This window comes from Streptomyces sp. NPDC017246 (genome assembly GCF_044331325.1).
GTDB lineage: Bacteria > Actinomycetota > Actinomycetes > Streptomycetales > Streptomycetaceae > Streptomyces.
Map to the genome: position 1 here is coordinate 56066 of NZ_JBIRMW010000021.1, position 26357 is coordinate 82422.

General features: G+C 72.3%; 28 protein-coding genes and 1 tRNA gene. 17 read left to right on the forward strand and 12 right to left on the reverse strand.

Features of this window, described 5'->3' with window-relative positions; translation table 11 throughout:
* Positions 1-57 precede the first annotated feature (57 nt).
* The gene (locus tag ACH4MY_RS34340) at positions 58-459 is read left to right on the forward strand and encodes a MerR family transcriptional regulator (RefSeq protein WP_398008341.1); all 402 of its coding nucleotides are present in this window, start codon (positions 58-60) and stop codon (positions 457-459) included.
* A 117-nt stretch (positions 460-576) separates the two neighbouring features.
* Here ACH4MY_RS34340 and ACH4MY_RS34345 read toward each other — a convergent pair whose 3' ends face one another.
* Positions 577-1002 carry a DUF6223 family protein gene (locus tag ACH4MY_RS34345; protein WP_398008192.1) on the reverse strand — a complete coding sequence of 142 codons (426 nt, stop codon included), beginning with the start codon at positions 1000-1002 and terminating at the stop codon, positions 577-579.
* Between the two features lie 221 nt (positions 1003-1223).
* On the opposite strand from ACH4MY_RS34345, the gene ACH4MY_RS34350 reads away from it, so the two are divergent.
* Together ACH4MY_RS34350 and ACH4MY_RS34355 are read left to right on the forward strand one after the other, a co-directional pair.
* A complete protein-coding gene (locus ACH4MY_RS34350) occupies positions 1224-2351 on the forward strand; it encodes a sensor histidine kinase (RefSeq protein ID WP_398008193.1) in 1128 nt (375 codons plus the stop codon).
* A complete protein-coding gene (locus tag ACH4MY_RS34355) occupies positions 2348-3022 on the forward strand; it encodes a response regulator (RefSeq protein WP_398008195.1) in 675 nt (224 codons plus the stop codon). The genes ACH4MY_RS34350 and ACH4MY_RS34355 overlap by 4 nt, the downstream gene beginning before the upstream one ends.
* 651 nt (positions 3023-3673) lie before the next feature.
* Here the strand turns inward: ACH4MY_RS34355 and ACH4MY_RS34360 are convergent.
* Positions 3674-4045 (reverse strand): DoxX family protein, encoded by a 372-nt coding sequence (locus ACH4MY_RS34360; RefSeq protein WP_398008196.1) that lies wholly within the window; start codon positions 4043-4045, stop codon positions 3674-3676.
* A gap of 188 nt (positions 4046-4233) precedes the next feature.
* On the opposite strand from ACH4MY_RS34360, the gene sigK reads away from it, so the two are divergent.
* The 3 genes from sigK (at position 4234) to ACH4MY_RS34375 (ending at position 6179) form a co-directional block, all read left to right on the forward strand.
* A complete protein-coding gene (gene sigK / locus ACH4MY_RS34365; protein ID WP_398008198.1) occupies positions 4234-4818 on the forward strand; it encodes an ECF RNA polymerase sigma factor SigK in 585 nt (194 codons plus the stop codon).
* On the forward strand, positions 4815-5762 hold the full coding sequence (locus ACH4MY_RS34370; RefSeq protein ID WP_398008199.1) for an anti-sigma factor domain-containing protein: 948 nt from the start codon (positions 4815-4817) through the stop codon (positions 5760-5762). The genes sigK and ACH4MY_RS34370 overlap by 4 nt, the downstream gene beginning before the upstream one ends.
* Positions 5763-5825: 63 nt before the next feature.
* The gene (locus tag ACH4MY_RS34375; protein ID WP_398008343.1) at positions 5826-6179 is read left to right on the forward strand and encodes a UBP-type zinc finger domain-containing protein; all 354 of its coding nucleotides are present in this window, start codon (positions 5826-5828) and stop codon (positions 6177-6179) included.
* 21 nt (positions 6180-6200) lie between these two features.
* Here ACH4MY_RS34375 and ACH4MY_RS34380 read toward each other — a convergent pair whose 3' ends face one another.
* Positions 6201-7451 carry an NAD(P)/FAD-dependent oxidoreductase gene (locus ACH4MY_RS34380; RefSeq protein WP_398008344.1) on the reverse strand — a complete coding sequence of 417 codons (1251 nt, stop codon included), beginning with the start codon at positions 7449-7451 and terminating at the stop codon, positions 6201-6203.
* A 140-nt stretch (positions 7452-7591) separates the two neighbouring features.
* Here ACH4MY_RS34380 and ACH4MY_RS34385 point away from each other — a divergent pair, with 140 nt between their 5' ends.
* Positions 7592-7933, forward strand: coding sequence for a hypothetical protein (locus ACH4MY_RS34385; RefSeq protein ID WP_398008201.1), 342 nt, complete (start codon positions 7592-7594; stop codon positions 7931-7933).
* Positions 7934-8283: 350 nt separating this feature from the next.
* Here ACH4MY_RS34385 and ACH4MY_RS34390 read toward each other — a convergent pair whose 3' ends face one another.
* Both ACH4MY_RS34390 and ACH4MY_RS34395 read right to left on the reverse strand, forming a co-directional pair.
* Complete coding sequence (locus ACH4MY_RS34390) at positions 8284-10344, reverse strand: sigma-70 family RNA polymerase sigma factor (protein ID WP_398008203.1); 2061 nt, start codon at positions 10342-10344, stop codon at positions 8284-8286.
* A 79-nt stretch (positions 10345-10423) separates the two neighbouring features.
* Complete coding sequence (locus ACH4MY_RS34395; protein ID WP_398008204.1) at positions 10424-10747, reverse strand: YciI family protein; 324 nt, start codon at positions 10745-10747, stop codon at positions 10424-10426.
* A 159-nt stretch (positions 10748-10906) separates the two neighbouring features.
* Between ACH4MY_RS34395 and ACH4MY_RS34400 the strand changes: the two genes are divergently transcribed.
* From ACH4MY_RS34400 to ACH4MY_RS34410, 3 genes are all read left to right on the forward strand, one after another.
* Positions 10907-11623, forward strand: coding sequence for a DUF998 domain-containing protein (locus ACH4MY_RS34400; RefSeq protein WP_398008206.1), 717 nt, complete (start codon positions 10907-10909; stop codon positions 11621-11623).
* Positions 11624-11761: 138 nt separating this feature from the next.
* Positions 11762-13399, forward strand: a complete 1638-nt coding sequence (locus ACH4MY_RS34405) for an acyltransferase (RefSeq protein WP_398008346.1) — start codon at positions 11762-11764, stop codon at positions 13397-13399.
* The gene (locus tag ACH4MY_RS34410; RefSeq protein ID WP_398008208.1) at positions 13399-14004 is read left to right on the forward strand and encodes a hypothetical protein; all 606 of its coding nucleotides are present in this window, start codon (positions 13399-13401) and stop codon (positions 14002-14004) included. Before ACH4MY_RS34405 ends, ACH4MY_RS34410 begins: the two co-directional genes overlap by 1 nt.
* 91 nt (positions 14005-14095) lie before the next feature.
* Here the strand turns inward: ACH4MY_RS34410 and ACH4MY_RS34415 are convergent, their stop codons facing one another.
* The gene (locus ACH4MY_RS34415; protein WP_398008210.1) at positions 14096-14500 is read right to left on the reverse strand and encodes an SSI family serine proteinase inhibitor; all 405 of its coding nucleotides are present in this window, start codon (positions 14498-14500) and stop codon (positions 14096-14098) included.
* Between the two features lie 157 nt (positions 14501-14657).
* Positions 14658-14996, reverse strand: coding sequence for a hypothetical protein (locus ACH4MY_RS34420; RefSeq protein ID WP_398008212.1), 339 nt, complete (start codon positions 14994-14996; stop codon positions 14658-14660).
* Between the two features lie 297 nt (positions 14997-15293).
* Between ACH4MY_RS34420 and ACH4MY_RS34425 the strand changes: the two genes are divergently transcribed.
* The 3 genes from ACH4MY_RS34425 (at position 15294) to ACH4MY_RS34435 (ending at position 17484) form a co-directional block, all read left to right on the forward strand.
* Complete coding sequence (locus tag ACH4MY_RS34425) at positions 15294-15434, forward strand: hypothetical protein (protein ID WP_398008214.1); 141 nt, start codon at positions 15294-15296, stop codon at positions 15432-15434.
* A 251-nt stretch (positions 15435-15685) separates the two neighbouring features.
* On the forward strand, positions 15686-16408 hold the full coding sequence (locus tag ACH4MY_RS34430) for a dienelactone hydrolase family protein (protein WP_398008216.1): 723 nt from the start codon (positions 15686-15688) through the stop codon (positions 16406-16408).
* Positions 16409-16671: 263 nt separating this feature from the next.
* On the forward strand, positions 16672-17484 hold the full coding sequence (locus ACH4MY_RS34435) for a hypothetical protein (protein WP_398008218.1): 813 nt from the start codon (positions 16672-16674) through the stop codon (positions 17482-17484).
* A 182-nt stretch (positions 17485-17666) separates the two neighbouring features.
* Here the strand turns inward: ACH4MY_RS34435 and ACH4MY_RS34440 are convergent, their stop codons facing one another.
* Together ACH4MY_RS34440 and ACH4MY_RS34445 are read right to left on the reverse strand one after the other, a co-directional pair.
* Positions 17667-18167, reverse strand: a complete 501-nt coding sequence (locus tag ACH4MY_RS34440; RefSeq protein WP_398008220.1) for a peptidase inhibitor family I36 protein — start codon at positions 18165-18167, stop codon at positions 17667-17669.
* Between the two features lie 135 nt (positions 18168-18302).
* Positions 18303-19241, reverse strand: coding sequence for a hypothetical protein (locus ACH4MY_RS34445; RefSeq protein ID WP_398008221.1), 939 nt, complete (start codon positions 19239-19241; stop codon positions 18303-18305).
* A 535-nt stretch (positions 19242-19776) separates the two neighbouring features.
* On the opposite strand from ACH4MY_RS34445, the gene ACH4MY_RS34450 reads away from it, so the two are divergent.
* Positions 19777-21405 (forward strand): family 43 glycosylhydrolase, encoded by a 1629-nt coding sequence (locus ACH4MY_RS34450; RefSeq protein ID WP_398008223.1) that lies wholly within the window; start codon positions 19777-19779, stop codon positions 21403-21405.
* Positions 21406-21425: 20 nt separating this feature from the next.
* Here ACH4MY_RS34450 and ACH4MY_RS34455 read toward each other — a convergent pair whose 3' ends face one another.
* Positions 21426-22385 (reverse strand): RICIN domain-containing protein, encoded by a 960-nt coding sequence (locus ACH4MY_RS34455; protein ID WP_398008225.1) that lies wholly within the window; start codon positions 22383-22385, stop codon positions 21426-21428.
* A 275-nt stretch (positions 22386-22660) separates the two neighbouring features.
* On the opposite strand from ACH4MY_RS34455, the gene ACH4MY_RS34460 reads away from it, so the two are divergent.
* Positions 22661-22734 (forward strand) — tRNA-Met (locus ACH4MY_RS34460).
* Positions 22735-22901: 167 nt separating this feature from the next.
* Here ACH4MY_RS34460 and ACH4MY_RS34465 read toward each other — a convergent pair.
* Positions 22902-23282 (reverse strand): FKBP-type peptidyl-prolyl cis-trans isomerase, encoded by a 381-nt coding sequence (locus tag ACH4MY_RS34465; RefSeq protein WP_398008227.1) that lies wholly within the window; start codon positions 23280-23282, stop codon positions 22902-22904.
* Between the two features lie 512 nt (positions 23283-23794).
* Here ACH4MY_RS34465 and ACH4MY_RS34470 point away from each other — a divergent pair.
* Positions 23795-24226 (forward strand): subtilase-type protease inhibitor, encoded by a 432-nt coding sequence (locus tag ACH4MY_RS34470; RefSeq protein ID WP_398008229.1) that lies wholly within the window; start codon positions 23795-23797, stop codon positions 24224-24226.
* A gap of 532 nt (positions 24227-24758) precedes the next feature.
* Positions 24759-25655: a polysaccharide deacetylase family protein gene (locus tag ACH4MY_RS34475; RefSeq protein WP_398008231.1), complete on the forward strand. Its 897-nt coding sequence runs from the start codon at positions 24759-24761 to the stop codon at positions 25653-25655.
* A gap of 137 nt (positions 25656-25792) precedes the next feature.
* Here ACH4MY_RS34475 and ACH4MY_RS34480 read toward each other — a convergent pair whose 3' ends face one another.
* Entirely contained in the window at positions 25793-26230 is a 438-nt protein-coding gene (locus ACH4MY_RS34480) for a cupin domain-containing protein (protein WP_398008233.1), read from the reverse strand.
* Positions 26231-26357 lie beyond the last annotated feature (127 nt).

The window sequence follows — 26357 nt, forward strand, 5'->3', positions numbered from 1 at the left end:
GTAGAAGTTGACACTGATGTCAGGGTCAAGGCCGTGACCGGCAAGCGGGGGTGGGACATGCGGATCGGTGAACTCGCCCGACGCAGCGGGGTGAGCGACAGGTCGCTGCGCTACTACGAGGCGCAGGGCCTCCTGGCGTCCGAGCGTACGCCCGGAGGGCAGCGCGAGTTCGGCGAATGGGCGGTCGACCGTGTCATCCGCATCCAGGCGCTGTACGCGGCGGGGCTCACCAGCAAGAAGATCGCGCGGCTCCTGCCCTGCATGCGGGACACGGACGGCGCGCCGAGCGAGGCCGCGACACCGAAGCTGGTCGAGGAGCTGAGCGAGGAGCGCGACCGTATCAACCGCACGATCGCGGACCTGGTGCGCTCCCGCGACGTCCTCGACGAAGTCATCGCCGCCGCCTCCTCCACCTTCTCGGCCGGCCTGCGCCCCGAAACCCCCAGCGCCGTCGCCTGACCCACCCGCCGGAACCTTGACCGCCCTCGGGGCCCGGGCCGTGTCCTCCGGCCTGGAGGCAGGCACCCGCACCCGCACCCACACCCGCACCCGCACCCGCGTCGGCATCCGCCGAGGTCACCCGGTGCGCCGGGAGCGGGCCAGCGCCAGCCCGCCGAGGGCCACACCCGCCAGGCCCGTCAGCATGGCCACGTAGGCCCCGCCCAGCCCGTTCCCGGTGCCCAGGCCACCGTCGGCGGTGGCCGCGACCAGCCCACCGAGGCCCATGCCGGTCACCCCCGCCACCATGGCCACCACAGCCTTGCGCGACCGGCCGGCGGCAGCACCGGGCCGGCCCGCGGGGCGGGCCAGGACCAGCACGGCGACGACCACACCGGCCAGCCCCAGCACCGCACCGGTGGTGGCCCCGAGCCGCCCGGGGCCGAAGTCGTAGAGACCGGCGGCGACCGGCCGGACCGAGGCGTGCGCGGCCGCCGGTCCGGCAAGCCCGATGCCTCCCCACACGACGACCGCGGCAACGGTGACCAGACGACGGACAGACATCGGGATGCTCCTTCTCTTCCTGCGACGGTGTGCGGCCCGAGCATGTCCGCCGGAGCCACCCTCCGTCGTCCGGCGGACGCAGACACTTCACGCTGCCGCCGCTGCCGCATCCCGCTACCGCGGACGCCGCAGCAGACGCGCCGGGTACCGCGTCCGCGGTAGCCGGCCGTTCGTCCACGAGGGGGACTCGCCCCGTGGCGGCGCCCGGCTAGGGTGCGCGCATGAGTGCAGGTGAGTCCGGTGTCCGGGCCCGTGTCGGAGACTGGGCCATCTCCCTCGGCGTAGCGGCGGCGCTGCTGATCACCGGGCGGTCCGGGCAGCCGTCCGGCACGAGCCTCGTCGTGCTCGGGTACGTGCTGCTGGCGGCCGGCGGGCTGGCGCTGGCCGCGCGCCGCCACGCCCCGGTCGCCGTCCTGGCCGTCACCGCGGTGTGCGCGGTGGGGTACCAGGCAGCCGGTTTCGACGTCCCCGCCGTCGCCTACCTGTTCGCGGTCTACGCGGCCGTGCGGGCGGGACACCGCATCGCCACGGCGGTGGCGAGCGTGGCCGTGTTGGCCGTGCTCCCGCTGGCGGCCCTGGCCTCGGGCCCGCACGACACGGGCGAGGCGTTCGCGCAGGCCCGAGGCGCCCTGGAACTGGCCTGGCTCGTCGCGGCCGCCGCCGCGGGCGAGGCGCTGCGGCAGGCGGAACGGCGGGCGGACGAGGCCGAGCGCACCCGGGAGGAGACCGCGCGACGCCGTGCCGACGAGGAACGGCTGCACATCGCACGGGAGTTGCACGATTCGCTCACGCACCAGATCTCGGTCATCAAGGTCCAGGCCGAAGTCGCCGTCCACGTGGCCCGCAAGCGCGGCGAACCGATACCGCAGACCCTGCTGGCGATCCAGGAGGCCGGCCGTGAGGCGAGCCGGGAGCTGCGGGCGACCCTGGAGGCACTGCGCGACGACGACACGACCCCGCCGCGCGGACTCGACCACGTCCCGGAGCTGGTGGAACGTGCGGGCAGGGCCGGTCTGCAGACGTCACTGACGATGGAGGGGCCACGCCACGACGTGCCGGCCGCGGTGGGGCGTACCGTCTACCGGATCGTCCAGGAGTCGCTGACCAACGTCGCCCGTCACGCCGACGCCGGCACGGCCTCGGTCCGGATCGACTGCCGCCCGGACGCCCTCGTGGTACGTATCGACGACGACGGCAACGCGACACCGGGCAGCGCCCCGGTGCCCGGCGTAGGCCTGCTCGGCATGCGCGAGCGGGTCACCGCGCTCGGCGGCCGGCTGCGGGCGGAGCCCCGCGGCGGGGGCGGCTTCACCGTCGAGGCCGAACTCCCCGTGGACGGGGCGTCGTGATCCGTGTCCTGCTGGTCGACGACCAGCCGCTCATCCGCAGCGGATTCCGCGCGCTCCTCGACCTCGAAGACGACATCGAGGTGGTGGCCGAGGCCGCCGACGGCAAGGAGGGACTCACGCGGGCGGGGGAGCACCTGCCCGACGTCGCGCTCATCGACATCCAGATGCCGGTCATGGACGGCATCGAGGCGACCCGGCGCATCGCCGCCGATCCGGCCCTGGCCGCGGTGCACGTCGTCATCCTGACCAACTACGGCTTGGACGAATACGTCTTCCACGCGCTGCGTGCGGGAGCCGCCGGATTCCTCGTCAAGGACATCGTGCCCGACGACTTCCTGCACGCCGTACGCGTCGCCGCGCGCGGCGACGCCCTCCTGGCACCCTCGATCACCCGCAAACTGATCAACCGGTACGTCACTCAGCCACTCCCCGGCGCCACCGCCACCGGCACCGGCGGGGGGCTGGAAGAGCTGACCGGCCGCGAACGCGAGGCCGTCGTTCTGGTCGCCCAGGGCATGTCCAACGACGAGATCGCGGGCCGCATGGTGATCAGCCCGCTGACCGCGAAGACCCATGTCAACCGGGCCATGGCCAAACTCCGTGTCCGAGACCGGGCCCAGCTCGTGATCCTTGCCTACGAATCCGGCCTGGTGACCCCGCGCACCTCCTGACAGCCTTCATCCGCTCCGCCGCCCCCGAACATCCCCGTGCCGTCCTGCGGTTCATGATCAAGGGCAGCCCGGCCGGCCGAGGAAGGAAAGCGATGGGATGACCAGGGCATGAGCGTTCACGACACCATCCACGAACGACTCCGCGCCGCCCTGCGCGCCGCCGACCCGTGGACCGCCCTGTCCGCGCTGAGCACCGACCGGCCGGGCCGAACCGACCGGCCCGACCAGCAGGGCAGGCCCGACCGGTCCGACCGGTCCGACGGGCCCGACCGGCTCGCCGAGGCGGTCGGGGAGCTGTACCGGTCGGACACGGACCCGGCCGTCTTCCGCCCGGCCGTCTGCGGGGCGCGCCGAGGAGCACCCCGCCGTCCCGTCCGTGTTCGGCCGCGGCCGTCTGCGCGGTGGTCTTCGCACCCGTGCCCGCCGCCGGCGAGGAAGACGACCGGCAGGACGGGCAGGATGCACGGTGAGACCGCGGTGATGAGGCCGCCGAGCAGGCCGATCAGGACCAGGGTGAGCATGGCTACCGCCTCTGCCGCCGGAACGCCGGTGCGTCCTCTTGCCCGGCATCCGGATCAGTCGCCGGTCCGAATGGCGGGGGAGCGAGGGCAGGGGAGTGAGGGCAGGGGGTCCGGCCTCACTCCCGCGGTGTCACGTGTCGGAGCGGCCGACGCCGCGCGCCCACAGGATCAGGGGGATCTGGAGGGGGAGCCGGCCGTAGGCGAGGGCCTTCTGCTTCGGCGGGCGGGTTCGCCAGTCGTAGGCCATCTTGACGTTGGCCGGGAAGACTCCGGCGAAGAACAGGGCTGTGGCGCGGGCGCTCGCCTTGCGGGTCGCCGGCAGGGCGAGACCGGCGGCGAGGGCGAGCTCCGCGACCCCGCTGGCCTTGGTCCAGGTCCGGGGGCTGCCGGGAAGGGACGTGGGCACGGTGGCGTCGAACTGCTTGGGGGAGACGAAGTGGGCGACGCCCGCGGAGGCGAGCAGCCCGGCGAGCAGGAGGGCGGAGCGTGTGGACCGGGACATCGGATTCCTTCGGACGGGGAGCGGACCGGCGGAGAGGAGAGAAGACAGCACGCACCTTACCGGCCGGTAAGTATGTGTGGGGGCCGTACTCCACGTCACTCCACGCCCGGAGCGAACCGCGCACCGAACCGGATGGCTTGCCGCTTCGAATACGAGGTGTCCGGGCCCGGTCCGGGAGAATCGCACCTGTGACAGAGCACGCCGGCGGGAACACGACCCCGGGCTACGAAGTCGACCTCCCCGGCCTGATGGAGAAGGTGGCACACGGCGACCGTGACGCGTACACCAGGGTTTTCAGAGCATTGGCTGAACCGGTCTTCGGCGTGATCCGGCGGGTCCTGAGGGACCGCGCCATGTCGGAGGAGGTCGCGCAGGAGGTTCTCGTGGAGGTGTGGCGTACGGCGGCCCGGTACGACCCCGGGCGCGGGTCGGTCCTCTCCTGGGTCCTGACCATGGCGCACCGCCGGGCGGTCGACCGGGTGCGTGCGGAGGAGGCGGCGTCGGCACGCGAGGAACGGGCGGCACGCATGGAGCCGGGGACCGAGTACGACGAGGTCGCCGAAGAGGTCGAGGCGCGGGCCGAGAGGGACGCGGTACGCCGCTGCCTGGAGGGCCTGACCGCACTGCAACGGCAGTCGGTGACCCTGGCCTACTACGAGGGGCTTACCTACCGGGAGGTCGCACAACGGCTGGGCCGGCCGCTGGGCACGGTCAAGTCCCGGATGCGGGACGGCCTGACACGGCTGCGGGACTGCCTGGGGGTGACGGCATGAGGCCGGAGGAGCTCCACGACCTGTCCGGAGCGTACGCACTGGACGCGCTGAGCGATGCGGAACGTACGGAGTTCGAGGCCCACCTCGCCGGGTGCGCGTCCTGCGCGCAGGAGGTACGCGGCTTCAGGGAGACGGCGGCGAGGCTCGCGGCGGCCACGTCGGCACCCGTACCGGCCTCGCTGGAGGCGGAGGTGATGCGGGAGATCGAGCGGGCGGGCCAGCTGCCACCCCTGACGCCCGGCACACCGCCCGCGCCCGGCACACCGCCCGCCCCTGACGCACAGCCCGCGCCCGACAGGCCGGCGCCCGACGCACCGGACAGCCCCGGCACACCTGCCACACCTGCCACACCTGTCACGCCTGGCACCCCCGCCCCGCCCTCCCGGTCCGCACCCGCCCCGTCCTCCCTGCCCACCCCGTCTTCCTCGTCCGCACCCGCCTCGTCCGTCTCCCGGCCCGCGCGAAGGAGCCGGGCTCTGGTGTGGGCACTGGCCGCCTCCCTCGCCTCGGCGGTCCTGCTCGGCGGTACGGCGCTCGTGCAGCATCAGGCGGCCGTGACCGCGCGGCAGGAGGCGTCACGCATCGAGCGGACCGCGGACACGGTGGCCGCGGTGTGGGCCGCCCCCGACGCCCGGCTGACCGCGACCGGCCTCCCGCGGGGTGCGACGGGCACGGTGGTGGTGTCGAGAAGCGTCGACCGCGCGGTGTTCACCGCAGCCGGTCTCGCGGAGCCGCCCAGCGGCAAGGTCTACCAACTCTGGTACGACGACCGGGGCACGATGCGCCCGGCCGGACTGATCACGCCCGACCGCACCAGCACGGTGACCCTCCTCGACGGACCGGTCGACGAGGCGGCCGGCATGGGCATCACCCTGGAGCCGTCCGGAGGGTCGCCCCGACCCACCAGCAGGCCCCTCGCCCTGGTCACCTTCTCCACCGCCTGAGAGGACCGACGGACGATGAACCGACACGACGAGGGCGACGGAGGGCCGGCGCAGCGGCCCGGCGTGCCCCGCCCGTCCTGGACCGCGGCCCGCGACGGCGGGCGCCCGGAGCGGACGGACGGGTGCGCGCACGCCGCCACGGTGCCTGCCGCGCCGGAGGCACCGGCCGACGGCTGCGCCGAGTGCCTGGCCTCCGGCGGGAGATGGCGACGGCTGCGCTGGTGCGCGACCTGCGGGCACGTCGGGTGCTGCGACAGCTCGCGGGGCCGACACGCGTACGCGCACCACGAGCGGACCGGACACCCCGTCGTCCTCTCCCTGGCAAAGGACGAGGACTGGGCGTGGTGCTTCGCGGACGAGGTCTTCCTCGTCCGCGAGACGCCGGGGGACGACACCGAGCGGGGGAGCGGGCCCTGAGGTACCCCTCCCCCTTGCGCGTCAGCCTGCCGTTTCGGCCCGCAGGTCGGCCAGGACCTCACGCGCGGCACGAGTGCCCGAGGCCAGGGCGCCCTGGAGGGAACCCGTGGCGCGATGATCACCGCACACGTACCGGCCCGGTGTGACGCGTGTGGTCTGTGACAGGGGGTGGGGCCCGGGCATCGCGGGCAGGGCGTCGTGCACCGTGACCCGGTGGACGAGCTCCCAGGCACCCGTGTCCGCGACGTACACCTCGCCGAGGGCGCCGGCCACGGCGGCCACCGCCTGCGCGTCGGGAGTCCCGAGGACCGAGGTCGAGACCAGGGCCCGGCCGTCGGGGGAGTAGTGGGGGTGAACGGCCGTGAGGACGCAGCTGTTGAGGAACCGGCGTCGTGAGTCGATCACGAGGACGGGCTCGGCCAGGGGCGGCTGCGCCGCCGCGTGGTACAGCGTGGTGACGGTCCGGCCGCGCGGTACGACGAGCCCCGGGAGGAGTCCGGCGGCGGCTCGCTGCCCGGTCGCGACGACGACCCGGGGGGAACGGGTCTCGGAGCCGTCGTCGAGCGCCACGCCTTGCGATGTCAGGGCGGCGACGGGGCTGCCGGTCCGCAGCACGCCCGTGGGCAGACGGGAGGCGAGCTGGGCGGGGACCGCGCCGATGCCGTCGGCCGGCAGGCACAGGGTGCCGCGCAGCATGCTCCGCCACACGAAGTGGAAGAAGCGGGCCGAGGTCTCCAGGTCGTCCTCGAGGAAGACCCCGGACAGGAAGGGCCGGAAGAACGTCTCCACCAGCTCGGGTGACACCCCGGCGTCGGCCAGGGCCGTGAGCGTCGTGCCGTCGGGCCGGGCCCGCAGCCGGCCGGCCGGGGCGAGGACGTCGCGCGCCGTCATCGCGGTGAGGGCGAGCAGGTCGCGGCCCGAGGCCAGCCGTCCGGGCAGCAGGTCACGACTCTCACGGGGACGCCGGGTGGGGTCGGTGAACCGCAGCAGCCCGCCCTCGGTGTGGACGAGGACACCGGGCGTGAAGGGCCGCAGGCGCAGCGCCCGCAGATCGAGGCGGCGCTTCACCTGGGGGTAGGAGGTGTTGAAGACCTGGAACCCGCGATCGAGGGTGAAGCCCGCGATCCGGTCCGTACGCATCCGCCCGCCCACGGTGTCGTCGCCTTCCAGCAGACGCACCTTCAGCCCGGCCGCCGTGAGGTCGGTGGCACACGCGAGCCCCGCGGCCCCGGCCCCGACGACCGTCACGTCGCACCGCTCGTCGTCCGGCATCCCCATGACCGTCGTCACTCCTCGTACGTCGCGCCCGGCTCTTCGCCCGGCCCGTTCAGGACCGTCCTCGGCCCCGCCACGTTAGGCGGACCGGCCTGCCCGGGGGCCGGGACGCGCCGCATCGCCGGAGGACGCGGCCCGTGCCACCCCCGAAGCACTCCAGAAGGCTCGCTCAGGACGCGTCCTCCGGCGAGACCGAATCCTTCCGGGAAACCTTCCAGGAACTCCCGTCGGGCGGGGCCGGACTCCGCTTCGGCCATCTCCCTGAGCACGTCGATCAGCTCCTGCCGCTGATCGCCCGGCAGCAGGCCGAACACATGGGCGACGTCCTCCAGCACCTTCACCGAGTCGTCCGAATCCATCCGCTCGTCCTCGCCGCCCTCGACGAACGGCTGGCCGGCTCGGCGGCGGGCGACCGCCCCCGCGTCGGCCGTCAGTGCGCCGGTGCGCCGAACTCCGCGTGTCTGGACGCCTGTTCGTAGCGCGAGTCACCGTCGTCGGACGCGGGACGAAGGAGGGTCCGACGTTGCTTGTCCCTGGCCTCCCGCAGGAGCCGGAGGAACTCTTCGTCAGTCATGTCGCTCACCTCGATTGCGCACGGGCCGCGGCCGTCGGCGGACATCGGCTCGGCGACCGCGATGACCTTCGTGCTCCTACTCATGGATTCGTCGCCCGCGGCGGAACGGACTGGTCCCCTCGGTCCCGAACCGCGGAGAGGGACGGGAACGGCAGAGCCGCCAGGTGCTCCGCGCACACCCCGTACCGCAGCCACCGGCCGTCTCCGGGCGGCCCGACACCGGACCGTGTCCCGGCGCCGCGGCGCCACCGGCCGTCAGGCAAGCGACGCATCGGCCCCGGCCCGGTCGGCCTCGTCCGGCCCGGCCGCATCAGCCCCGGCCCGGTCGGCCTCGTCCGGCCCGGTTCGCCGCGGCGCCGGCCGGGGCTTGAGCTGGCGAAGGGTGTAGCCGCGGTGCGTCGGGTCGAGGGACTTGGTGCTCTCCTTGAACAGGTACTCGGCCCGCTCGTAGGACAGGCGCCGGCGGCCGGTGTCCGGGCAGAGATCCGCCGGCGCGGGTGTCCGGGCCGGGCCGGGCCGCCGGTCGGAGAGGAAGACCGGGCCCCGCGTCCGGCCGGCCAGCAGCGGGGGCAGGAGCCGGGCGGTCCGGGAACGCCAGCTCACCCACCCGCGGCCCGTACGGGCCCTGCGATCGTCCAGGTCCAGATCCTCGATGTCGAGCGACAGGACGGCCTTCACCCCGGCGGCCGACTCGTGCAGGAGGCACCACAACGCCCGTTCGCGCAACGGCAGGTCACTGCGGCTCCAGAGCGCGTCGAGCTGCGCGGAGGCCAGGGGCCGGGAGCGCGCAGGGGCCTCGGCGCGGCGCTCCAGCCCCGCCGCGAGACCGTCCAGCGACGCCCAGGCGCCGAACGACCGGACGGCCGAGCGGTGCCGGTTCCAGGTACGGGCCGCGGCCCCTCCCCAGGAGGTCGCGAACGCCTGCGACACCTGGTCGGCCGTCAGCGCGGCCAGCGGCATCTGCTCGCCGAGGGCGCGGCACAGCCGCCGGAGGGTCTGCCCGTACGAGCGGAGCGTCGCCGCGTCCAGATCGTCACGGCTCAGGAACTCCCGCGCGGCCTGCGCGAGCGTCGGAAGCGGCGGGACACCGGTGACCGCGATCGCCTCCGCACGCCGGTGCAGGAAGGCACGCTCGGCGGCGTTGCCGGTGAGCGACGCGGCCCGGTGGAACTCCAGCCTCGCTTCCCCGGTCCGGCCCAGACGGAGCAGCAGATCTCCCCTGACGCTGGGCAGGAGGTGGTAGTCGCGCAGGGCCGGATCGGTGACCAGCGAGTCGACCAGGTCGAGGCCCGCCTGCGGTCCGTACGCCCTCCCGAGCGCCACCGCCCGGTTGAGCTGGACGACCGGCGTCGGAACGAGCCGCGCCAGCGCCTCGTACAGGCCCGCGATCTGCGCCCAGTCGGTTTCCTCGGCGGTACGCGCCTGGGCGTGGCACACGGCGATCGCCGCCTGCAGCAGATACGGCCCGGGCGTGCCACCGATCTCCCGGGCCCGCAGCATCGCGGTGAAGCCGCGGCGGATGAGCAGCTGGTCCCAACGGCCCCGGTTCTGCTCGTGCAGCTGGACGGGCTCGCCGGACGGGCCGGTGCGCGCGGCCGAGCGTGAGGCCTGGATCTCCATCAGCGCGACCAGCGCGTGCACCTCGGCCTCCCGGGGCGCCGACTCGGCCAGCAGCCGCCCCAGCCGCAGTGCTTCGAGACAGAGACCGGGCCGCATCAGATCGTCGCCGGAGGTCGCCGAGTACCCCTCGTTGAAGATCAGGTAGATGACCTCCAGCACGGACGAGAGGCGCCCGGCCAGCTCCGTGCCGTCCGGCAGGTCGAACGGCACGCGCTGCTCGGCCAGGGTCCGCTTCGCGGCGGCGATACGCTGGGTGATCGCCGTCCCGGTGACCAGGAAGGCCCGTGCGATCTCCTCGGCCGTCAGACCGCCGAGCAGCCGCAGCGTCAGTGCGGCGCGCGCCTCGGTCGGCAGCACGGGATGACAGGAGATGAGCATCAGCCGCAGGACGTCGTCCTGTTCGGGGTCGTGCTGCTGCTCCAGCTGCTGGGCGAGCTGCTCCTGCTTGCGCGTCAGCCGCTCGGAGCGCCGGATGTGGTCGACGGCCCTTCGTTTCGCGGTGGTCGTCAGCCATGCGGCCGGGTTGTCCGGGACGCCCGAGCCGGGCCACTGTTCGAGAGCGGCGACGAGCGCGTCCTGAGCCAGTTCCTCGGCGAGCCCGACGTCACGGACCATCCGTGCGAGTCCGGCGACGATCTTGGCCGATTCGAGCTTCCAGACCGCGTCGACGGTGCGATGGACATCGGGCACGGACACAGGCCCGATGACAGCACGTGCCCCGGCTCGCTCGCAAGCCGGGGCACGCCTCCCTCGCCGTCGCGCTGCGGCCGACGGCTCAGGGGCCGAAGACCTGCTGGATCACGCTCTCGCCGTCCCCGACGATCCTGCGGAAGCGCCGGGCCAGCTCGATCGCCTCCTCCTTGGACCGGACCTCGATCAGCGCGAAGCCGGCCACGGCCTCCTTGGCCTCGGCGAACGGCCCGTCCGTCACCGTGATCTCGTCGCCGGCGGAGCTGATCAGAATGCCTCCCGGCTCCAGACCGCCGGTGGCCAGCAGCGAACCCGCGGCCGTCAGCTCCTCGATGAACCGGCCCATCTCGGCGTACAGCTTCTCGTCGGGAGCGGTGTCGGAAGGCCTGGTCGTCATCAGGTAGCGCATGGGTTCCTCTTTCGTCGGGCCGGGCCGTGAAGTGCGGTGGCCGCTTTCTGTCCACACGTCGAACGAGCCCATGTGACAGGGAATCGCAGCGTTCCCTGTCACATCGCTCCTTCGACGTGTGGACAGGAACCGAACACGACGAGCCCGGAGGCACCCGCCATGACCACCACCGACCACCGCGTCCCCACCACGCCCACCGCGACCGGCACGCCCATGACGACCGGAACGACCGCCGCGACCGGCGCTCCGGCCCGGGGCACCACCCGCCGCCTGCTCGCCTGTGCGGCGGTGGCGTCTCCGCTGTGGGCGGTCGTCGCCCTGACCCAGGCCGCCACCCGGGACGGCTTCGACATCACCCGCCACCCCCTGAGCGCACTGAGCAACGGCTCCCTCGGCTGGCTCCAGATCGCCAACTTCCTCGCCGTCGGAGCCCTGCTCGCCCTCGGGGCGACCGGCCTGCGCCGGGCCCTGCACGGCACCCCCGGAAGCACCTGGGCGCCGCGGCTGGTACGGGTCGCCGGCATCGGCATGATCGCGGCGGGCGTGTTCGTCATGGACCCGGCCGACGGCTTCCCGGTGGGCACCCCCTACGGAATGCCCGCCGTCCTCACCTGGCACAGCTACGCCCACTTCGCCGCCGGTTCGGTCACCTTCCTCTCGATGATCGCCGCGTGCTACGTCCTGGCCCGTCACTTCAGCCGCGCCGGCGACCGCGGGTACGCCGTCCTGGCCCGCGTCGGCGGCACCGCCCTCCTGCTCGGCAACGGCTGGTCGATGAGCGGAGGCGAGGCGGGCACGCTGACCCTGGCCGTGGGCGTCATGGCCGCGATGTTCTCGATCTCCCTGATCGCCGCCCACTACCGCCGCAGCCGCTGAGCCCTCCGGGACACGGATGCGGCAGGGCCGCCCACGAGGGCGGCCTTCCCGCATGCCCGCACGACCCCACCAACCAGGCGCCGATTTCCGCATCCTGTATGCGGATTCAGCATGCCGAATGTTAGGTTCGTATCCGTGATGGGTGTCGAGGAGATCCTGAGGCTCACGGTTGCCGCGCTGATGGCACGGACCGGTGAGCGCCAGAACGACCTGGCCGTGCGGATCGGACAGTCGCAGGCACAGGTGTCGCGGAAACAGTCGGGCCGCCAGCACTGGTCGCTGGAGGACGTCGACCTCCTCGCGGCGCACTACCGACTGCACGCGCTCGACCTGCTCGCCGGACCCACGCACGCGGTGGGCGTCCTGCACGGCTCGGTCCCCAGTCTTCAGCGGACCGGCACGCAGCCGTTCACCCACCCCACCGGGATCCAGCCTCCCGCCACCCCCACCGCGCCTGCCGCTCCCGCCGTCGAGCAGTCCTCCGTACCGCCCGTACAGCCGCCCGCCGTCCCCGTGCAGGCGCCCGGGCCCGCCGTCCCTGCCCAGCTGCCCGAGCCCTCCGGCCCGGCCTCTGCGCCAGTCGCCGCGGATCCGCAGGCGACGGCGGGGCCGTGTGTGCTGTGCGGACAGCCGGCCCAGATCGAACTCGACGGATTCCCCCAGCACTTGAGTGCCGAGGAGTGCGCGGACGCCGTGGCCGCGGCAAGCGCACCACCGACCGTGCCCGCCGCACCTCCCGCGCCCGGCCCGGAGGCCGCTGAGGCGCCCGGGGCCCCGGAGAGGCCGGCAACGCCGGACGTACCGCGGCGGAGCGCGCCCGGGTACGCCTCCGGGACGCTCGTGGAGCAGATCGCCGACCGGGCGCGCGAGGTCCTGGCCGGGTCCGGCGGCGACGTCGACGCCGCGCAGGCCGCGCTGATCAAGTCGGCCATTCCGGATGTGATGGCACTGTTCAAGGCTTCCCGCGTGGGCGGCCGGTACGAGCATTCGGAATTCCCGCCGACGCAGGAAATTCTGCGGAAGAAGTCCCAGAAGGGCGCGGACGAGATCTGGGAGGGCCGCCCGAAATGGCGAAACCCGGAGATTTTCGCGGCGGCGAAACGCGGCGAGCGCATCGAGGTCACCGCCCTGGACATGAACGCCGCCTACCTCTCCGCGCTCAAGTGCTGGCTGCCGATCGGTCAGCTGCGTGAGGACACCGGCGGTGTCCACGACCCGAAGAGGGCCGGCGTCCACCTCGTCACCCCGGCCGGCTGGGACCACGCCGACCTCCCCAACCCGTTGGGCAACCGCATGGAGCCCGGGGAGTTGTGGGTGAGCGAGTCCACCCTCCGCCTCCTGCTCGACTGCGCCCGCCAGGGCCTCGCGGACGCCCCGGTGATCCACCGCTCGCTGGTCTCCGGCGCCTCCGAGGCCCTGCTGGAAAAGCTCCGCCGCGCCCTGGCCGAGACGCGCAAGAACGCTCTCGCGGAAGGCGACGAGCTGGCCGTGTCCTACGTAAAGGCGATGTATTCTAAATTCGTGTCGACGATCGGCGAGTCGAGTGCGAACCGGGAAATCCGCCGCCCGGACTGGATGCACATCATCCGGGCGAAGGCGTTCGCGAATCTGTGGATGAAGGCCAACAAGGCGCACAGGGCCGGACTTCGGATCGTCGAAATCTCCGGGACCGACGAGCTCCATGTGGCCGGTGACTGGCGGTCCGTGTTCCCGGAGGGCCGGGACCTGAGCCAGGTCAAGGAGAAGACCACCTACATCCTGGGGGGTAGGAGCTGATGGCGGGTTCGCCGGACCTGTGGACCCGCTGGGGAGACATCGGGAAGTTCAGCGCCCGCGGGGTGAAGGGCGGCCAGGCCCTGATCGTGGAGCTGAACCGGATCGTCTACTCCTCCGGCATCGCCTCGCCCATCACCTCCAGGCGCGGACTCGCCGCCCGCCTGCGCTACCTCGACAGCGCCGCCGGCCGTACGGCCCTGGCCCAACAGGGCGTCTCCGCACGCACGATCCGCTCCTGGATGCGGGACAAGGGCAGGATCACCCCGACACCCGGGAACCGTGAACGCGTCGACAACGCCTACTGGTCGCGCCGGCGCGAGAACCTGATCCGCTCGGGCTGGCTCAAGCGGCACCTCGACAACGACGGCCGGGGCCGCCGGATGGAGATCTACCCCGTCGACCAGACCCAGGTCCCGGCCGAGCGCTCCCGCCCCACCCTCAACCAGCGGTCCATCACCGTCCGCTACATCTGGGCCGATCTCATCGACGCCTGGGCAGTCCGGAACGAGGCCCTCGTGGACGAGATCTGGGACGACGTCATCAGCGACCTCGACTCCGACTACAACGCCTACGCCTACGTCTCCTCCGTCGGCATCGGCGCCTGACCCCCCGCCCGCACCCGCCAACGGGCGGGGCAGGGCTGTGCAGCGCCTCGCGTGACCGGACTGCCCGTCATGTACGGGCGGGACGCCCACGTCAGAACCAGAACACCGCCCCGGTGTCGCGTACGGCCTCGCAGTTGTTGGGGTAGGTCCTGCTCCAGTCGACGGTGCGGTCCTCGTAGGTGCCGCGGGCGGTCAGGGTCACGGGGGCGTACTCGGCGGTGCAGAAGCCCTGGGGCTCGCCGCGCAGAGCGTCGAAGTCGCCGTCGGCGGCGGCCAGGGCCTCACAGGCGTCCTCCCGGTACGGGTGCCCCACCCCGGCCTGCCCGGCGCAGCCGAGCCACACCGCGTCGACCTTCTCGGTCCCGCCCTGCGTGCGAGCGGCCGTGAGCAGGATGCGTGCGTCCCCGGTCCGCGCGGGGGCAGGGGACGCGGCGGCGGTGCCGGCGAGCCCGGAGGCGAGGAGCACGACGGCGGCGAAGGCGGTGATCTTCTTCATGCCCGGACCAACGCGCCCACCCGCCAAGGGTCACTGCGCCGCGCGAGACGTCGCTCCGCAGGGGCACGCCGTCCACAGATCGGATCTTCGCCGAAATCGAGCCTGCTCGATGCGGTCACTTCATGGTTGGCCATACCGGATTGCCGGGGCCTTGCGGTCAGTCCTGCGCATCCTGGAGGCGGGTGACCTGCTCTGCGATGAGCGCAGGCGGGAACTCACGAACGTCGTGACCTGCGATCGACAGCTTCGTGAAACTCACCACGGTGCTCCCGGCCCGGACCACCGTCCACTCGGTCACGTGTGCGCCGAGCTTCACCGGGGCGGTGATCTCGAACCGCACTGCCTCATCACCGAATCGCGGGGCAGGGCGCACGGCGACCGTTGCCTTGTAGAGGCCGGCTGGACCTTGCCGCTCGAAGTAGCGGCAGGTCTTCAGGTCCTCGCGCACCTTCGCGAATGCTTCCTCGGCGCCGGAGCCCTGGTACGAAGTGAGCACGGAGGCTCCGCCGTATACGTCGCCCTTCGAGTTGAACTGCTGAATGGCCGCGGCTGGTCCTGGTGTCTGCCGGCCCTCTGCGGCATCAAGCATCTGGCGGCATGCGGGCGGTCCAGCCGTGTACCGGATGTTCGTGTCGTCCGGTGCGGGTCGGAAGCCGGAGGCAGCTGGAGGCAGTCAGCACAGCGGAGACTGCCAGCACAAGGAACACCACAGAACGACGGAAGGAGCGTATGTGCATGCACGGGCCTCTGAGCGATATGAATGATCAAAGGGGCAGTATCTGCCGCGCCCGCCGTGGCAGCACTGCTCCTCGAAAAGCTCGGTGACCACCACACATCCTGGGACCGCTTCCGCACCAGCGCCCTCCGGCTGACACCCAGCACCCCCAAGACACTGGGAGCCCTGATCCAGGAGGCCGCCGCCCCCACGCCCTGACAAAGCCTGACCAGAGCCGGCAGACACCAGAAACACAGCCCCCTCACACCCCCCGCCACCGCCACGGAACCCGCGCGAAAACCCGTTGGCGGCCCACAGCGAGCGCTGCTACGTTTCCGGAGACCGTGCGAGAGAACGAGGAGGTGGTACCCGTGAACACAGTCTTCACCTGGGTGCTCCCCTCCGGGGTCACGGTCGGGCGATAGGTCGTCCGGGAGCGCCGTTCAAGAGCCCTCCCGAAAGGCACGACCTTGCACTTCACCTCTGAACAGCGTCTCGACGACGGCGTCCTCGAACGCGAATTCACCCTCGGCGAGATCCCCGGCACCCTGTGGACGCCCGAGTCCGCCGCACCCGCCCCACTGATCCTGATGGCCCACAACAACGGCCTGCCCAAGGCGGCGTCCCGGCTGGTCGCCCGCGCCCGGCACTCCGCGGCGCACGGCTACGCGGTGGCCACCATCGACGCCGCCGGATGCGGTGACCGGCCCCGTTCCGCCGCCGAGGAACAGGCCCGCGCCGAACTCCGCCGGGCGATGCAGGCCGGCGAGCCGGTCGACGAGATCTTCGAGTCGTTCATCGGCCCGCTGGTCGAGAACGCGGTCCCGGAATGGCGGACCACCCTGGACGCCCTCCTCGAACTGCCCGAGATCGGCGGCCCGGTCGGGTACTCGGGGTGGACCGCCGTCGGCATCCGGCTGGCCGCGGTCGAACCGCGCATCGCGGCCGCCGGCTTCTTCGCCGGGGGATACGTTCCCCACGCCCAGCGCGAGGAGGCCCGCCAGGTCACCGTCCCGCTGCTGTTCCTGCTGCAGTGGGACGACGAAGGAAACCCCCGCCGACGGGCCCTGGACCTGTTCGACGCCTTCGGCAGCAAGGAGAAGACGCTGCACGCCAATCTGGGCGGTCACACCGGCACCCCGTGGTTCGAGGTGGAGGACGGGAACCGGTTCTACGACCGGCACCTGAGGTGAGGCCGGGCGGTCGGGCCTCCAGCAGACGGTAGGCGACACGGGCCGGGACACTCCTCGCCGAGGACAGCTCCCGGCTCACCCCACCGCGGGCCCCCTGCCGACTCGGCAGAGGGCCCGCGGTGCCCGAGAGGGCCGAGCCTCAGGGCTATGAGCGGGAGATCCCCTCCCGTCAGAGGATCAGTCGCGATGTCGGCCCAACTCCCTTGCGGCGGAGTTGGGTTGATGAAGAACTTCGCGTCCCCCGGGTGCTGTAGGTTCCTGCCATGGCCACGAGTAAAGGGATCGAGAACCCGGAGTCGCGCTTCTCCGTGGTGCTGGAGGGTGCCGCAAGGCTTCCGGGCGTGCGTATCAGCAGGGAGGCGTACCTCCGGCAGGCACTGGCGCGCTATTGCTCCGAGGATGAAATCCGCCGAGCGATCGAAGAGACCCCCGCGGCGGCGGGTATTTCCCTCGAGGTTCTGGACAGGGCGGCCAACGACTCCATCCGCTACGAGACAGCCAAGGTCAGCGCTCTCTCCGCGGCTGCCGGGATACCTGGCCTGCTTTTCCTTCCCGCCACTGTGCCCGGCGACATGGTCCAGTACTTCGGCCACATGCTGCGCATCGCGCAGAAATTGGCGTACCTCTACAGCTGGCCCGATCTGTTCTCCGGCGACAGCGATGACATGGACGACGCGACCAAGGGAGTGCTCACGCTCTTCGTCGGCGTGATGTTCGGCACCCAATCAGCGAACGCCGCCGTGGGCAAGGTCGCGGGGATGATGTCGAAGCAGGTCGCCAAGAAGCTGCCGCAGAAGGCACTCACCCAGGGCGTCATCTACCCGGTGGTGAAGAAAGTCGCGAGCTACCTCGGCGTCCAGATGACAAAGCAGACCTTCGCGAAGACCGTCTCGAAGGCGATCCCTGTCGTCGGCGCCGTCATTTCCGGCGGGCTCACTCTCGCGACGTACCTCCCTATGGCCAAGAAACTGAAGACGCACCTCGCCAGCCTGGAGCTGACGAAGCCGGCGCACCGAGTCGTGCACGTGGACGTCGTAAAAGACGAGGAGTTCCTCGCCCCAGAGCACGCCGAGTAGCAGGAGACGCACGACACGGCCATCGAGCTGGTGTCTGTCGCCGATGGGGCGGCCTCGGCGGGATGACCGGCGAGCATCGGGCGAGAAGTTCCGTCCGTGCGACGGCACCGGATCCGCGCCCGGACGCCGGGCACCGGCCCGGCGGGGGAGCCCCGCCGGACCGGCGCCCGGTGCGGGTGACATCAGCAGGCGGAGACCCACAGGTGGGACCCGACGCGGTCGTTGACGAGCTCGCCCTGGCCGTGACCGGGGCTGAAGAACTTCAGGCCCGACGCACCGAGGTCGGGAATGGAGTGCCCCTGGTGGAGGCAGACCCACGAGCCGTTCCAGTCGGTGTCGCGGTAGAGCTTCACGTCCTCGGCGACGCCGGGGTAGCCGTTGTTCCAGACGTCCGAGACCTTGTCGCGGCAGCCCGCCCAGTTGGCGTTCTCCCGGTTCCACCGGCAGTGGAAGCCACCCGCGTGGGGGTGCTCCCAGGCGTACAGGAAGCCGTCCGGCCCGGGAACCGCCGCAGGGGCGACGGCGGCCGGTGCCGCGACGGCCACGGGTGCGGCGGCCACAGGCGTGACGGCCACAGGCGTGACGGCCTCGGACACGGCGCCGCGGGCGTCGGCGACCGGGGCGGTCAGCAGGGTGAGGACTCCGGCGGTGAGTGCCGCCGTGAGGACGCGGGTGATGCGCATGGTGTGTCTCCTTCTCAGATGGGATGGATGGGGAGGGGATGGGTGGGTGGGGTGATGGCCGGACCGCCCTTCGCGGCGCGGCCGTCGGGCCACCGCGTGCGCGGGGCACGCGGCGGAGCAAGAGGGGCCGGCGGGTCAGGCCCGCGGGCTGTCGCCGAGAATCCGGCGGGCACGGGGCAGCGCGGCGGCCCTCAGCCGGTCCCGCGTCTCGACGTCCGCGCGGTACTCCTCGGCGAGGAGCCCGCCGTGATGGACGTCGAGACGCCGGGCCGTGCGGGACAGCGCCGACTCCCCGGCGCACCGCGCCTCCGCCAGGGCGAGGCCGATCTCACGGTCCTTGGGAAGAGGACGTACGGGGGAGAGCGCGGCGGCCCGGGCGGCCGCCGGCGTGGCGAACGCGTGCCCGGCACGCCCCATGCACCGCCGCCACACGCCGAGGCTCTTCCGGTAGCCGGTATCGGCCACGACCCGGCTGCGCAGGAGCTGTTCCAGGGCGCCCAGACGGGTCGAGGAGCGGAACCAGGCGGCGATGTCTCCGTAGAGTCGCCGCTGGGCGTCCGCGACACAGCCGCGATCGCTGCGGCGCACGGTTCCCCCGCCGGGGAGGCGTACGGTCAGCCCGTCCGGGGAGGGGCCGTTGGCGGTGACCAGCGCGGTGGCCCTGCGGTCCGCCGGCAGAGCGGCGAAGTAGGCGCGGTTGGGGTCATTCCTCGCGAGGGCCTCCCGCTGCCGGCGCAGCTCGGCGCCGTAGCCGTGCCGTCGGGCCCAGGCCGCGTCGTCGACGACGTACGGGAAGAGTGTGGACTCCGGCTCGCCGGCGAGCGGGAACACGCGGTACGTGAACCCGTGCCGGCCCATGCAGTCGCGCAGCAGCCGTTGCTCGGCGTCGTGCAGGAGCCGGTCGTCCGCGGTGGCCGCCACCGTACCGATGGGGCGCACCGGGGGCGGCCGTTCGCCCGCCGACGGCCCGTCGGGGCCCGACGGCACGGTGGCGGAGAGCGCGATCGTGGCGCAGGTGACAGCCACGGCGGCGGCGAGGAGGGGGAAGCGGCGGGCACGGCTGTTCCGGGGCATGGGGGATCTCCTGCGGTGGTCGGGGGATGCGGTACGGCGACGGCGACGGCGACGGTGACGGTGACGGTGACGGTCCGTCGGCGTGGTGGCGGCCGTGGGGCGCGGCGTTCTGCGGATTCGCCGTGGCGGCGCGGGGCGCACCGGAGGGTCGGGACGTCGGGCGGAGGCGCTGCCGTCGAGCGGTGCGGCGGCCGGACAACCGAAGTCTGTGCCGGGCGGCGAGCGGGCCGCAAGCGTGTCCCGGCTGCTTCGGCGAAGTCGGGATTCCCCCCTCTCTGACCTGCGGGGACACCCCTGTCCCGGGACACGTACGAGCCCGGGACAGGGACTGCCGGCGGGTGGTGCGGCCATCGCGTTGCGGCGCCGGACGCGGCCTCCCCGGTCGTCCCGCCCGCCGCGCAACGCGACAGCGGCCGTGTCGTTCTCGTGGTGTGCCCTACGTGTCCAGAACGTGGGGAGGGAGCGTCGCCGATCGCGTCGTCCGCGAGCGTGCGGCGACCGTGAGCGTGCGGCGACCGGAACGGAAGGAGCCGCCGTGCACCACCGGACCAAACCAGGGGACGGACTCGCCCGCCGGGCGGGCGCGGGGCGCCGCCGGGCCCTCGGGGCGACCGGCCGGAGGACCGCCTTCCCCCGCCGGGGCTTCCCGCGCCGGGGCTTCGCCGCAGCACTGGCGGCCCTGGCCGCCCTGGGCGCGGCCGCCTGTCTTGCCACGTTCCCCGCCGGAGCCACGACACCCGATTCGGTCCGGCCCCCGGCAGTGCTACCCGATGAGGTCCGGCCCCCGGCAGCGCTGCCGGAGCCGACCCGGGCCCGCGAAGCGGCACCCGAGCCCGCCCGGGTCGGCGGCACCGTGACCTCCCCGACGGCACCTGACCCCGCCGGGGCCGGCGCCGCCGCGTCCTCCCCGACCACACCCGTCCTCGACCAGGAGTTCGCCGACCCGGACGTCGTGGCGGTCGGCGGGGTCTTCCACGCCTACGCCACCAACGTCCACGGCCGCAACGTCCAGCACGCCACCTCCACCGACCTGGTCCACTGGACAGTCGACACGCAGGACGTCCTGCCGGTGCCGGGCGACTGGGTCAGGCCCGATCCTCCGTACGACGTCTGGGCCCCGGAGGTCTTCGACAACGGCAACGGATTCACACTCCAGTACACGGCGCGCGACCGCGTCGGCGGGCGCCAGTGCATCGGTGCCGCCCTGGCGTCCTCGCCCGACGGCCCCTTCCGTCCAGCCGGCGGCGGCGCCCTGGTCTGCCCGACGGAGGCGGGCGGCGCGATCGACGCGTCGAGCTACACCGAGAACGGCACCCGCCACCTGCTCTGGAAGAGCGACGGGAACTGCTGCCGACTGGACACCTGGCTCCACATCCAGCCCGTCTCCTGGGACGGCACCCGCGTCACGGGGGAACCGGTCCGGCTCCTGAAGCAGGACCGCGTTTGGGAGGGCGGCCTCGTCGAGGCGCCCACGCTCGTCAAGCGGGACGGCCGCTACGTCCTCCTGTACTCGGCCGGCGACTACCGCACCGCCGCGTACGCGACGGGCTGGGCGATCGCCGACACCCTCACCGGCCCCTACGTGAAGGGGGACGAGCCCCTCCTGACCACGAAGTCCTTCTCGGGGGCGATCGGCGGACCGGGCGGCCAGGACGTGGTGACCGGCCCCGGCGGCCGGGACCGGATCCTCTTCCACGGCCGGGGCGCCGACCCCTCACGGCGCGCGCTGTACGTGGCGGACCTCGGCTTCGCCGACGGCCGCCCGGTCGTCCGGGGCAGCAAGACGCTCCACGAGGCGGAGCTCGCCCGGGTGCACCGGGCGACGGTCCGCGAGGCGAAGGACGCCTGGGGCGACCGGGCCGTCGGGCACATCGACGAACCCGACAGTTCCGTGGAGTTCCGGGTCTACGCGGCCTCCACGGGACCCCACACCCTGACCGTCCGCTACGGCAACGGCTCACTGGACGCGACCGGCGCGCCGGCCACCGCGACGCACGGCCTGACGGTCAACGGCGCGGCCGCGGGCGTCGTCGACTACCCGTACACGGGCTGGGACGCGTGGCAGCCGCGCGAGGTCCCGGTGGAGCTGCGCCAGGGGTGGAACACGCTCCGCCTTTCGAAGGGGGACCGCTCCACGGAGCTGGACGCCGTCCAGGTGGCGTAGCACCGCCACATCGTCTCCACTCAGGCCCACTTCTGCCGTACGGTCCGGTCGCAGGACAGCACCCGCAGACCTTCCGGGCTGTCGTCCAGACAGCGCCGGGTCGCGGTGCTGCGGACCTCGGACGCCGAGTCGCTCCCGGCGCTGACGGTCCACCGCTGGGAGGCGGCCGGGCCGCAGGGCACGGTGCGCAGGCCGTCGGCGCCGTGCTCCAGGCACTCGCCGGTCGCGTGGTTCCGCAGCTGCGTGCCGCCCTCCGCCGTGGTGCGGACGGTCCAGCGCTGGTACGACATGCCGTTGCACGCGAAGGAACGAGTGCCCTTGTCGAGACTGTCGTCGAGACAGGCCCCCGTCGCGCGGCTCACGAAGATCCTGTCGTGCTCCCGCGCGGCGGACGCGCCGTGCGCGACGGGCGGCGCGTCGTCACCGGATGCCGGGGCGGGAGGCCGGACGAGTACCGCGCTCCCGGCGCCGAGCACCAGCCCGAGCACGGCCCCGGCCAGAGCCCAGGCGGTACGCCCGCTCCGGAGGGAGAGCCGATGCCTCGGGACACCCCCGGGCGGGGAGCCGTCGGCCGGATCGCCGCCGGCCACGGGCGACAGCGGCCCCGAGTCCCGCTGACCGGCCAAACCGGCCTGACCGGCCAAACCAGCCTGACTGTGCAGAGCAGCCAGACCGCTCAGACCGGCCTGGCCGGCCTGACCGCTCTGACCGGCCTGCACTGGTCTGCGCTGGCTCCGGTCGGCCGCCTCCCACAGATGACGGAAGTCGGCCGGGTCGCCGTCGAGCGCCCTGCACAGGTCGTACACGGTGGACCACGGAGGGACAGTGGTGCCGCAGAAGTACCGCGACAGCGACGAATCGCTGATGCGCACACTCTCCTCGAGGGCGCGGAGCGTGCGACCGGAACGCCGCTGGAGGTCGCGCAGCGCCCCGCCCAGCACCCGGGCCGGTTCCACGTCGTCAGGCCGTTCCGCAGCCATGATGGCGTCCTTCTGTTCGGGGCCGCACACGAGGATGCGGTCAACCGGCCGCGCAGGCGGGGAACATGCTGTTTCAGCAGTTCAGAACCGTAGGATGCGGCCGATCTTGGTGGCAACCGGATCCACTCTCCCGGGGGAGCACGGTGGCCGCGGTTGACGCGTCGCCGGGTTCTGTCCGCAGGCCCCGGATCACCGGTCCCGCGGCTGAGCGGGCCCTGCCGGGAGCGGTGTGGTCATGGGTGGTGCCGTGAGTGACGTAGTGTGGTGTCTACCGACGCGGGGTGGAGCAGCTCGGTAGCTCGCTGGGCTCATAACCCAGAGGTCGCAGGTTCAAATCCTGTCCCCGCTACTGAAAACCGTATGAGGCCCGGATCCTGTGGATCCGGGCCTCATACGTGCACCCGCACGGCGGCCCGGCGGTCCTGTGCGAGGACCGCGCGGATCGACGCCGGCTGCTCGTCCCGGTTCGACTCGATGCCGGAGAAGACCGGGCGGCGGCAGCCTGGCTCAGACCGTTCAGACCGCGACCGAGAGCAGGTCGACCACGAAGACGAGCGTCGAACCGGCCGGGATCAACGGCGAGGGCGACTGGTTGCCGTAGCCGAGGCGCGGGGGAACGACGATCTCGCGCCGACCGCCGACCTTCATCCCCCTGATCCCCCGGTCCCAGCCCTTGATGACCCTGCCGCCGCCCACGGCGAACTTGAACGGCTGATCCCGGTCCCAGGAGGCGTCGAACTCCTTCCCGGACTCGAAGGTGACTCCGACGTAGTGAACCTGGACAACCCTGCCCGGCTTCGCCTCGGCGCCGTCCCCGACGACGAGGTCCCGGATCGTCAGCTCGGTGGGAGCCTCACCTTCCGGACGGTCGATCTCGGGCTTCGTCAGTTCACCCATTGCAGCCTCATCACTCTCCGCCGGAAGCCCTCGTACGGACCAGCCGGGCGCATGGTCGCTCCACGCGGCAGATGATCACGCTACCGAGAATGCCGGTTCCCGAGCGGACGTCGTGCCGCCCGCGAACCGTGTGGCACGCCACAGGGCGGCGGCGAACCCGCCGATCGGAAAGTTCCGCCCCGCCGTCTCCAGGTCCTGAAGCACCCGCCGAGGCGAGCGTCGTTAATCGGTCGTACTGAACGACCGGTCGGTAAATCTGACGCGTCCTTACGCAGGCCGGCAGCTGCCGAGGGGCTGGAGCGGGCGGGTAAGGGACCGCCGCGAAGCGCTCCGGCACCGGGGCTGACCTGCTGAACATTCATTCGATCACCGGCATGTGGGTGCGGGTGTCCGGATAGTGACCGCGAAGGTGCGGTTGCTCTACGTGTCAGACACACTCCGAAGCGCCAACAGGGTGGCGATCCAAAGGTAGATGCCCCCTCAACTCTTTGAATCGAAAGTGAGTCCCCGTCATGCTTCGTCGTTTCGCCGCGATCTCCGCGTCCGCTCTCCTCTGTCTCGCCGGCACCGCCGGTATCGCGGAAGCCAAGACCGACAGCCTGTACGCGCCCTCCGCCGTCGTACTGAGCATCAGCAAGGGCGCCGACGCGAGCTCGGCCACCGTCCTGCGCGCGGTCACGCTCAGCTGCGCGCCGACCGCCGCCGGAACGCACCCCGCCCCCGAGGCCGCCTGCGCCGAACTCAAGGCCACGTCCCAGGACGGCGCCTTCACGGGGCTGCTGGCCTCCCCGGACCCCGACCGCATGTGCCCGCAGCACTTCGACCCCGTCACCGTCACCGTGGACGGCGTGTGGGAGGGCTCCCGCACCTCCTGGCAGTACACCTTCGCCAACACCTGCGCCATGGGCGTCACCCTGAACGAAGGCGCCGCCTTCGCATTCTGACCAGCCCTCAGGCAGGCTGCGCGGGACCGCCGACGACGCCCCGGTCGAAAGCCGAGCCGACGTCGTCGTACGAAAAGCGGGCCGCACTCAAAGGGGCGAACGCGACCCGCGGTTCCACACCGCAGGCGCGCGGCCCTGCCCGGCGTCGGCCCCGGGAGAACGCCGGGACAGACCGGGCCTGCTCCGTGCACGCGCGAGGAGGTCCCGCCTCGCCAGGACCCGGGCGCGGACCGAAACGCCCGGCAAGGCCGACCGGCCACCGCGGACTCCGGGCCGACAACCCGCCCCGCCCGGGCGACGGGCCGTCGGCCCGAAACGCTCCAATAGGCTGCGCCGGCCATGGACGCGCATGCCGAACCCGAGCAGACCCGCCACGACCGGATCGCCGTCGGCCCGCCGATCCGGCAGCTCTTCCGGGGCGTCGTCGCCGACCGCCTGCCGACCCCCAGGCCGCCGGTCGGGCTCCACCTGTACCGGCCCGGAGCGGGCATATTCTCGTGCGCGATGCTGGGCCGGGTCTCACACTGCGGACATGGACGAAACCACCGGCCCCGCAGCCGTCGCACCCGCAGAGCAGTCGGGTGAGTTACTGGGACATCCGCCCGACGCCCGGCTGCTGATCGTCAACTGTGACGACTTCGGCATGTATCCAGCGACCAACGCCGCGGTGATCGAGTCGATCGAGGACGGCATCGCCACCTCGTGCAGCCTGATGGTCCCGTGTCCCGCGGCGCCGCAGGCCGTGCAACTGCTGCGCCGACGGCCGCAGATCCCGTTCGGGGTCCACCTCACCCTGGTGTGCGAGATGCCCGACATCCGATGGGGTCCGACGGCCGCGAAGGAGCGAGTCCCCTCGCTGCTGGACCCCGCGGGTGAGCTGTTCCCTCCGACGCCCGCCGGACGGGCGGCCCTCCTCGGCCAGGCTCGGCTCGACGAGGTCGAACGTGATTTCCGCGCCCAGATCGATGCCGTCGCCGATGCCGGACTCACGCCGACACACCTGGACTTCCACTGCCTGGCCGACGGCGGCCGCGACGACATCCTCGACCTGACCGCAGTGCTGGCAGCCGAGTACGGCCTCGCGGTCCGCGTCTGGCTCGAACCCGGGCTCCGGGAGATGCGCCGGCGCGGGCTGCCGGTCACCGACAACGACTTCCTGGACAGCTTCTCCCTCGAGACCACAGGAAAGGCGGCCCGGTACGTCCAGATGCTCCGCGACCTGCCTGCCGGGCTCAATGAGTGGGCCGTGCATCCAGGTCTGGGAAACGAGGAGGCGCAGGCCGTCGACGGTGGCTGGCGCGTGCGTCGGACGGACTACGAGTTCCTGACATCGCCGCAGGCCCGTGAGGTTCTGCAGCAGGAGGACATCGCCGTGATCGACTACCGGACGATCCAACGGGTCTGGGCCCAGAACGCCGCCCCTCGGTGAGCCGATCCGATCCATTCGCTCTGATTCGATCCGGCCCGTTGCTGCCTGTCCCGGGCGACGGGCCGCTGAGCGCCCCTCCGGAAGTCAGCCAGTCCGTGGACGGACAGGCATGACCGGCCGTCGGATTCGTCCCCTGCTCAGGCGCAGGAGCAGCAGTAGCAGTAGCACATCAGCGCGCCGTAACGGCCGACCTCGAAGGAGTACTCCTTGCCCGCAGGGACGTACATCCAGTCCCCGGCCGTGAGCTCGTAGCCGTTGTAGACGATCGACCCGCTCGCGATGAACCGGATGCCTGCACCGTCGTTGTGCGCGTGCGAGGACGCCTGTGCGCCCGGCTCGGCGACCGTGATGTAGAGCTGGGACTCACAGGCCATGTACACCGGAAGCTGCCACTTGCGGAATCCCGGCGGGACATTGTCGACCTCGAGGATCTTGAGCGCCTTCTCGACTCCCTCGTCCCTCGACGTGATGATGCGGTTCTCGACGTCGAGTCCGCTCTCGCGGACCGCTTCCTTGATGCGCTCCACGCCCTGCTCGAACGTGAGCCTGTTGGGATCGAAGGTCTGCTTCGCCATGGGTTTCTCCTTCTGCGCGATGGCCACGCACCGTCCGGTGCGTCTCGTCGAAGGAGTGGGTTCCCCGTCTGTTCTGGGGCCCACGGCAGCCGCGGTGGTTTCACTGCGACAGCGTCATCGAGCAAGC